This is a genomic window from Mammaliicoccus stepanovicii (assembly GCF_002902525.1).
In the GTDB taxonomy this organism is placed as follows: domain Bacteria; phylum Bacillota; class Bacilli; order Staphylococcales; family Staphylococcaceae; genus Mammaliicoccus; species Mammaliicoccus stepanovicii.
This window is the reverse complement of sequence record NZ_PPQZ01000131.1, coordinates 1-6,485: the sequence shown is the minus strand read 5'-3', so window position 1 is coordinate 6,485 and position 6,485 is coordinate 1. Positions and strand designations below refer to the sequence as shown.

Genomic DNA, 6,485 nt, shown 5'->3' with positions numbered 1-6,485 from the left:
AAAAGACGATATAATAGATTTTATATAGATGACGCAGGTCCATATGAATTTAAAGATGATGAAGTTAATATTGAAAAAGAAAATTAGAATAATAGAAAAACAGGATGATTTTCCTGTTTTTCTATTATTTTTTTGTTTCTATGTAATGGCGAGACTAATAATCAATGTAAATATTTATTATAGTATGGTATTATTTGGTATATAAATAAGGGTGAGGTTAACATATGAATTTATTAAATCGAAAAAGAGTTATGTCACTTTTAAAAGTTATATTTATACTTTTAATATTTAGTGTAGTAATTTATGTTTTAAACAATGAATTATCTAAAATTAATTTCAAGAAAACTGTCGTATTATTTAGAAATATGGATACCTTCGCATTTGTCGGGATTATTATATTAGGTATATTTTCTGTATTAGTCTTATCATTATATGACATTATGCTTAAATATAGTCTCAAAATTAATTTACCAGTATATAAAATTCTATCTATTAGTTTCATTATTAATACGTTCAATAGTGTACTTGGATTTGGTGGATTAATAGGGGCAGGTTTACGGGTTTATTCATATCGAAATGCTCTAAATAATAAGAAAGAACTGATCAAAGGTGTATCTGTTCTTTTAGTTTCTATGTTAAGTGGATTAAGTTTACTTTGTTTATTGATTGTATTACATGTGTTTAAAGTAGACACTTTACTAGACCAAATATCTTGGGCAAATATTATCATTTATTTGGCGAGTATATTTTTGCCATTATTTATTATCGTAACGATTGTAAAGCCAGCAATTAGTAATGATAAACTTTTAGGTATTAAATTTACAATTGTTTCTGCACTTGAATGGTTAGCTGCAAGTTATTTATTATATGTGATATTACTAGCTTTAAATATACATGTACAATATACACATTTAGTCGGTATATTTGTAATTGCTGCACTTTCAGGATTAGTTAGTATGATTCCAGGTGGATTTGGTGCATTTGACTTAGTTATATTATTGGGTATTAAATCGTTAGGTGTGCCGGAAGAACAAGTATTATTGGCTTTATTATTATATAGAGTTGCATATTATTTCTTCCCATTCATTATTGCTTTAGGATTATCTACATTTGAGTTTGGTAGTATTGCTAAACAATATATTGAGGATAGTAAATTTTATACACCAGCTGTAGATACAACTTCATTTATTAAATCTGTGCAAAGAGATGTTATGACTAAAATCCCAACACTAGCGCTAGGTTTATTGTCAGGTATTACTGGATTTGTATTATATTTCAAACATATATTTATACTATACGATGCGATTTACTCACATCATTATGCTTTTTATTCAATTTTATTGGCATTACATACAGCTGCAACATTATTATTATTAATATGTTCTAAAGGTGTTATGTCAGGCACTATGAGATCATTATTGATGAGTATTATATCTACAATGGTTATGATGGTAGTTTCAATATTATCAAATGGTACAATTATTGGATTTTTATGGTTAGCTATATTATTAGTGTTATTATTTATTGGGTATAAAAATGCTATAGTCGTAAAAAAAATAGTAACTCCATTGAAAGTATTATTAAGTGCATTAGTCATTGTCGTGTTGTTCATATTCAATAGAATTGTTACGGTAAACTATTTAAATATATATCCACATGAAGTCACTAAGTTTGATAAATATGCGGTATTTACACTGTTTTGGATAGTATTAGCATTGTTATTGTTAATCGGTATTGCGATTTCATTCATTCTATCTAAGAAGTATCAAAAGCAATTATATACAGACACATCATATGAAACAATAGAAGAGATTATTAATACGCATGGTGGGTCATATGTGAGTCATTTGGCATTCACAGGAGATAAATCATTTTTTGTAAATGAAGATAAAGATGTCTTCTTGATGTATCGACACAAAATGAATGCCGTCATTGTATTAGGGGATCCTATAGGTAATAAAGATAAATTTAATCAGTTACTTCTAGATTTTTATGATCAAATGCATTTTCTAGGTCAAGACGTTATATTCTACCAAGTACAAAGTAATTTGTTGTCACTTTATCACGATTACGGCAATATTTTCTTCAAGCTAGGTGAAGAAGCGTTAATCGATTTAGAATCTTTCAGTTTGTCTGGCAAGAAAAAACGTGGTATGCGTGCGACATTCAATAAATTAGAATCTGAAGGTTATGTATTTGAAATTTTAGATACACCTTTAAGTGAAGAAAATGTTAATAAGCTTAAAACAATAAGCGATAATTGGTTAGGTAATAAAAAAGAAATGAGTTTTTCAGTTGGTGCATTTCAGTTAGATTATTTAAACAAAGCACCAATAGGTGTTTTACGTAATAAAGAACAAGAAATATTAGGTTTTTGTTCATTGATGTATACACATTATAATGAATCTATTTCAATAGATTTAATACGTTGGAATAAAGATGTAGACGTCTCAATGATGGATAGTTTATATATCCATATGCTTTTATGGGCTAAAGAAAATGGTTATAAACAATTTAATATGGGTATGGCTACTTTATCTAATGTTGGACATAGTAAACATGCATATTTAAGAGAAAAATTTGCTGCCAAAGTTTTCGAAAATATGAATGGATTTTATAGTTTCCAAGGTTTGAGAAATTATAAACAAAAATTCTATCCTGAATGGGAACCTAGATATTTAGTTTATAGAAAGTATAGTTCACTTTTATGGAATGTCATTCGAGTAGCATTAACAATTAATCATAAACAAAACTAATCGGATCATAAAAAGGCACAATCTATTATAACCAAATAGATTGTGCCTTTTTTATATTTAATGTTCTCGTGTATGCTTAATACGTTTAAACCATAAATAAACGAGATAAATAACTGCTATTGCGATGATAATGATAAATATTTTAGAATACATGCCAACATATACAAGGATTTGATGCCAATGATTTCCTAAAGTTCTACCAAGCATAATTAAGAAGATATTCCACATACCTGTACCAATTGCAGTAAGTAATATAAAGACTGGTACGTTCATTCTAGTTATACCAGCAGGTAAAGATATTAAAGTTCTTACAATCGGAATAAATCTTCCAATAAATATTGCCCAATGACCATATTTATTTAACCAATTTACAGTTTTGTCTAAGTCTTTTGTTTTAATGCCAATAAGTCGACCACGTTTATCAATAAATCGATATAATCTTTCTTCACCTATCAATGCGCCAACTGCGTAAAGAACGAGTGATCCTAACACTGCTGCTATAACGGTAATGATACAAACAATTAATATGTTTAAATTTGATTGATTGGTCATAAATCCAGCGAATGTTAATATAATTTCCGAAGGGAAAGGGTGTATGACATATTCTAAAAATACAAGTATAAATACACCGACATATCCATATTGAGTCATAAAATCAGTAATCCATTGTTCCATTGTAGTCTCCTTATTTTTTCAAATCATTTCTGATTTTTTGTTCATGTTGATATCTTTCTGGATTTTTCTTATAAAAATCTTGATGATAAGTTTCAGCTTCATAAAAAGTTTGATAAGGTAAAAGTTTTGTGACAACTGATTGACCCTCAGGTAGTTTTTTATTGAAATCTTCAATATATGATTCAGCAAGTTTTCTTTGATCGTCATTCGTATAAAAAATTGCTGTTTGATATTGTGTTCCACGATCTTGGTATTGGCCGTATGCATCAGTAGGGTCTATTATTGCAAAATATATTTCTAGAAGTCGATTATAAGAGAATAAGGCGACATCATATTGAATTTCAACTACTTCTAAATGTCCAGTATCTCCCGTTTTCACTTCTTCATAAGTTGGGTTTTTTGTAGTGCCTCCCATATAACCTGATGTAACTTTATCTATTCCTTCATATTCATCGAATGGTTTGACCATACACCAAAAGCATCCGCCTGCAAAATAGGCTTTGTTCATATTCATTATAATTTTACCATCCTTTATTCAGTCTCAAGTCTTATTTTTAAAATACACTACAATTTTTCTTGATTTTTAAATAATAAATTGTTTAACTTAATGTATGACATTAATTATAATACACTTAATGTCAATTTTGAAGATAAAAGGCTGGTAACAATGACTTTGGAAAAACAATCCGAAATAGAAGAAGAACGCAAAAGCAATGTTCCAAAAAGAAGAAAGAAAAAAAAGGTTAAAAAGACGCCTTTTATTATTTTAGGTATCATTTTGATTTTAATTGGACTAGGTTTTTATATAAATGCTTCTTACAAATCAGGTCTTAAAGTATCGACTGCACACGGCAAGAAGCATCAGCTACATAAATTTCATAGTTCAACTAGAAATGATGGTAAAATAAATGTTCTTGTATTAGGGGAAGACCGTAAAGTTGATAATTCACAACCGAGAACAGATTCTATTATGATTGTTCAATATGACTATTTGAAGAAAGATCTCAAAATTGTATCAGTTATGAGAGATATTTATTCAGAAATTCCAGGTGGTTATCGCAATTACAAAATTAATACCGCATATTCTTTAGGTGGACCAGAGTTACTTCGTAAAACATTGAAGAAAAATTTAGATATTGATCCTGAATATTATGCAATCATCGATTTTGATGGGTTTGAGCAAATGGTAGATGAAATTGCACCAAATGGTGTCCCTATCAATGTTGAAAAGGATATGTCTGAAAAAATCGGTGTTTCACTGAAAAAAGGCCAACATAATTTGAACGGGAAAGAATTATTAGGTTATGCGAGATATAGACATGACCAAGAAGGTGATTTTGGACGTGTACGAAGACAACAACAGGTTATGACAGGACTCAAATCTGAATTAATGAGCTTAAGTTCAGTCGTTAAAGCACCAAAAATCGCAGGTATTGCAAGAGGTTATGTAAATACAAATTTAGATGACCAAACTATTTATAAAACGGGAGCTAGCTTTATAGCTAGAGGAGATAAAGATATACAGACATTAACAGTACCAGTTAAAGGTTCATATACAAATGATACCGATATTGAAAACGGCGCAATCCTTAGAATCGATAAAGAAAAGAATAAGGAAGAAATCAAAAAGTTTTTAAATGATTAATGTAATAAAAACTGCCAACAAGTCTTTGACTTGATTGGCAGTTTTTTGTTTATTCTATTTTATTGATCTGATTTACGTACACCAGCAACACCATAATGTTCTGGTTTCATTTCTTCAATAATGACATGGATATTTTCTTTTGGTGCTTTTGCATTTTTATGGACTGCTTCGGTAACATCGTTTACGAGTCCTCTTAACTGTTCATCTGTTCTGCCTTCAATTAACTTAATATTCACGATTGGCATATTAACGCTCCTTATCATATTGTATATTAGCGGATGGTCCAGTATCTCCATTCCAGTCTTGTTGTCCGTCGTCTTCGATAAATTCGATATTTACATCTTCAACGTGTGACAATTGTAACAATTTTAATATAATGCGTTTTCTTATATTTGACAACTCTTTTAGTGTAAAGTTTTGATTTACTTCTAATAAAGCTTCAATATGTAACGCTTCTCCTTCTTTAATTACGGCTAGTCTTTTAATATCTGCAACAGATTTTTCATCTAATATCACTCTAGAAGCATGGATTTCTGTTTCATGATCTGCAATGCCTAAAACGCCTTGTGCATTCTCAATAAATATGATGCCTACAATGATAAACATCATAATACCTATGATAACTGATGCAATTCCTTCTAGCATACCTAGACCTGTTAAACGAGCTATTATAATAGATAGGACAGCAATTACGCCACCACCAGTTGCAACTGTATCTTCCATAAATACTAATTTAGTAGCTGGCTTAGCTTTTCCAAGTAAAGCATAACTTTTCGTAAAAGGTGCTAAGAAATTATGATGTTCCTCTCCAGCTTCTTCTAAAATTTCCATACCTGCTTTTCGTAAAACGCTACCTTCAAGAATGATACCAACGGCTAAAACACCTACATTAATCCAGAAAAATAGTAGAGAACTTTCAGTACTATTTGGGTGAACTATATGGTGAATACCTTCTTTAACTGTTTCATAAGATAAAATACCTACAATTATAACAGCAATTAAACAAACTAAATTAATGAGTCGTCCATAACCGAGCGGGAATTTTTCATTTGGACTACGTTTAGAAAAGGCAGAGCCTAAAAATACAAATAGTTGGTTTGCTGCATCACCGAAAGAATGCATCATCTCAGCAAACATCGCAATATTACCAGTGAAAATAAATGCAAACATCTTTAATATCCCAAGAATAAGATTAACGATTGCAGCAGAAAATGAAGATTTACTGCCTTTTTTTAATAAATTAATAAAATTTGTCATAAATACCTCCTATATAATCTTTATTTAATTATATCATTTAAACGAAAAAATTTTAAAAAAAATTAAAGTTATAAATTATCATAACTTTATTATGTAAACTATAATTGTTTTTTTAAAAAATAGTAAACCTATATTTAAGAAATGTGCTATAC

The 6,485-nt window shown here is 29.5% G+C and carries 7 protein-coding genes; 3 read left to right on the top strand and 4 right to left on the bottom strand.

Going from position 1 to position 6,485, the window contains the following annotated elements; translation table 11 throughout:
• A partial coding sequence (locus CD111_RS12800) for a hypothetical protein (RefSeq protein ID WP_240610516.1) occupies window positions 1–87 on the top strand: 87 nt, incomplete at its 5' end.
• A gap of 137 nt (window positions 88–224) precedes the next feature.
• Entirely contained in the window at window positions 225–2,756 is a 2,532-nt protein-coding gene (gene mprF / locus CD111_RS12230) for a bifunctional lysylphosphatidylglycerol flippase/synthetase MprF (protein ID WP_095088112.1), read from the top strand.
• A gap of 57 nt (window positions 2,757–2,813) precedes the next feature.
• On the opposite strand, the gene CD111_RS12225 is transcribed toward mprF, so the two are convergent.
• Window positions 2,814–3,431 (bottom strand): DedA family protein, encoded by a 618-nt coding sequence (locus CD111_RS12225; RefSeq protein WP_095088110.1) that lies wholly within the window; start codon window positions 3,429–3,431, stop codon window positions 2,814–2,816.
• 10 nt (window positions 3,432–3,441) lie between these two features.
• A complete protein-coding gene (gene msrA, locus CD111_RS12220; protein WP_095088108.1) occupies window positions 3,442–3,945 on the bottom strand; it encodes a peptide-methionine (S)-S-oxide reductase MsrA in 504 nt (167 codons plus the stop codon).
• A gap of 153 nt (window positions 3,946–4,098) precedes the next feature.
• Here msrA and CD111_RS12215 point away from each other — a divergent pair, with 153 nt between their 5' ends.
• A complete protein-coding gene (locus CD111_RS12215) occupies window positions 4,099–5,076 on the top strand; it encodes an LCP family protein (RefSeq protein ID WP_095088106.1) in 978 nt (325 codons plus the stop codon).
• Between the two features lie 59 nt (window positions 5,077–5,135).
• On the opposite strand, the gene CD111_RS12210 is transcribed toward CD111_RS12215, so the two are convergent.
• Window positions 5,136–5,321, bottom strand: a complete 186-nt coding sequence (locus tag CD111_RS12210) for a 2-hydroxymuconate tautomerase (protein WP_095088104.1) — start codon at window positions 5,319–5,321, stop codon at window positions 5,136–5,138.
• Between the two features lies 1 nt (window position 5,322).
• Window positions 5,323–6,333 carry a cation diffusion facilitator family transporter gene (locus CD111_RS12205; RefSeq protein WP_095088102.1) on the bottom strand — a complete coding sequence of 337 codons (1,011 nt, stop codon included), beginning with the start codon at window positions 6,331–6,333 and terminating at the stop codon, window positions 5,323–5,325.
• Window positions 6,334–6,485 lie beyond the last annotated feature (152 nt).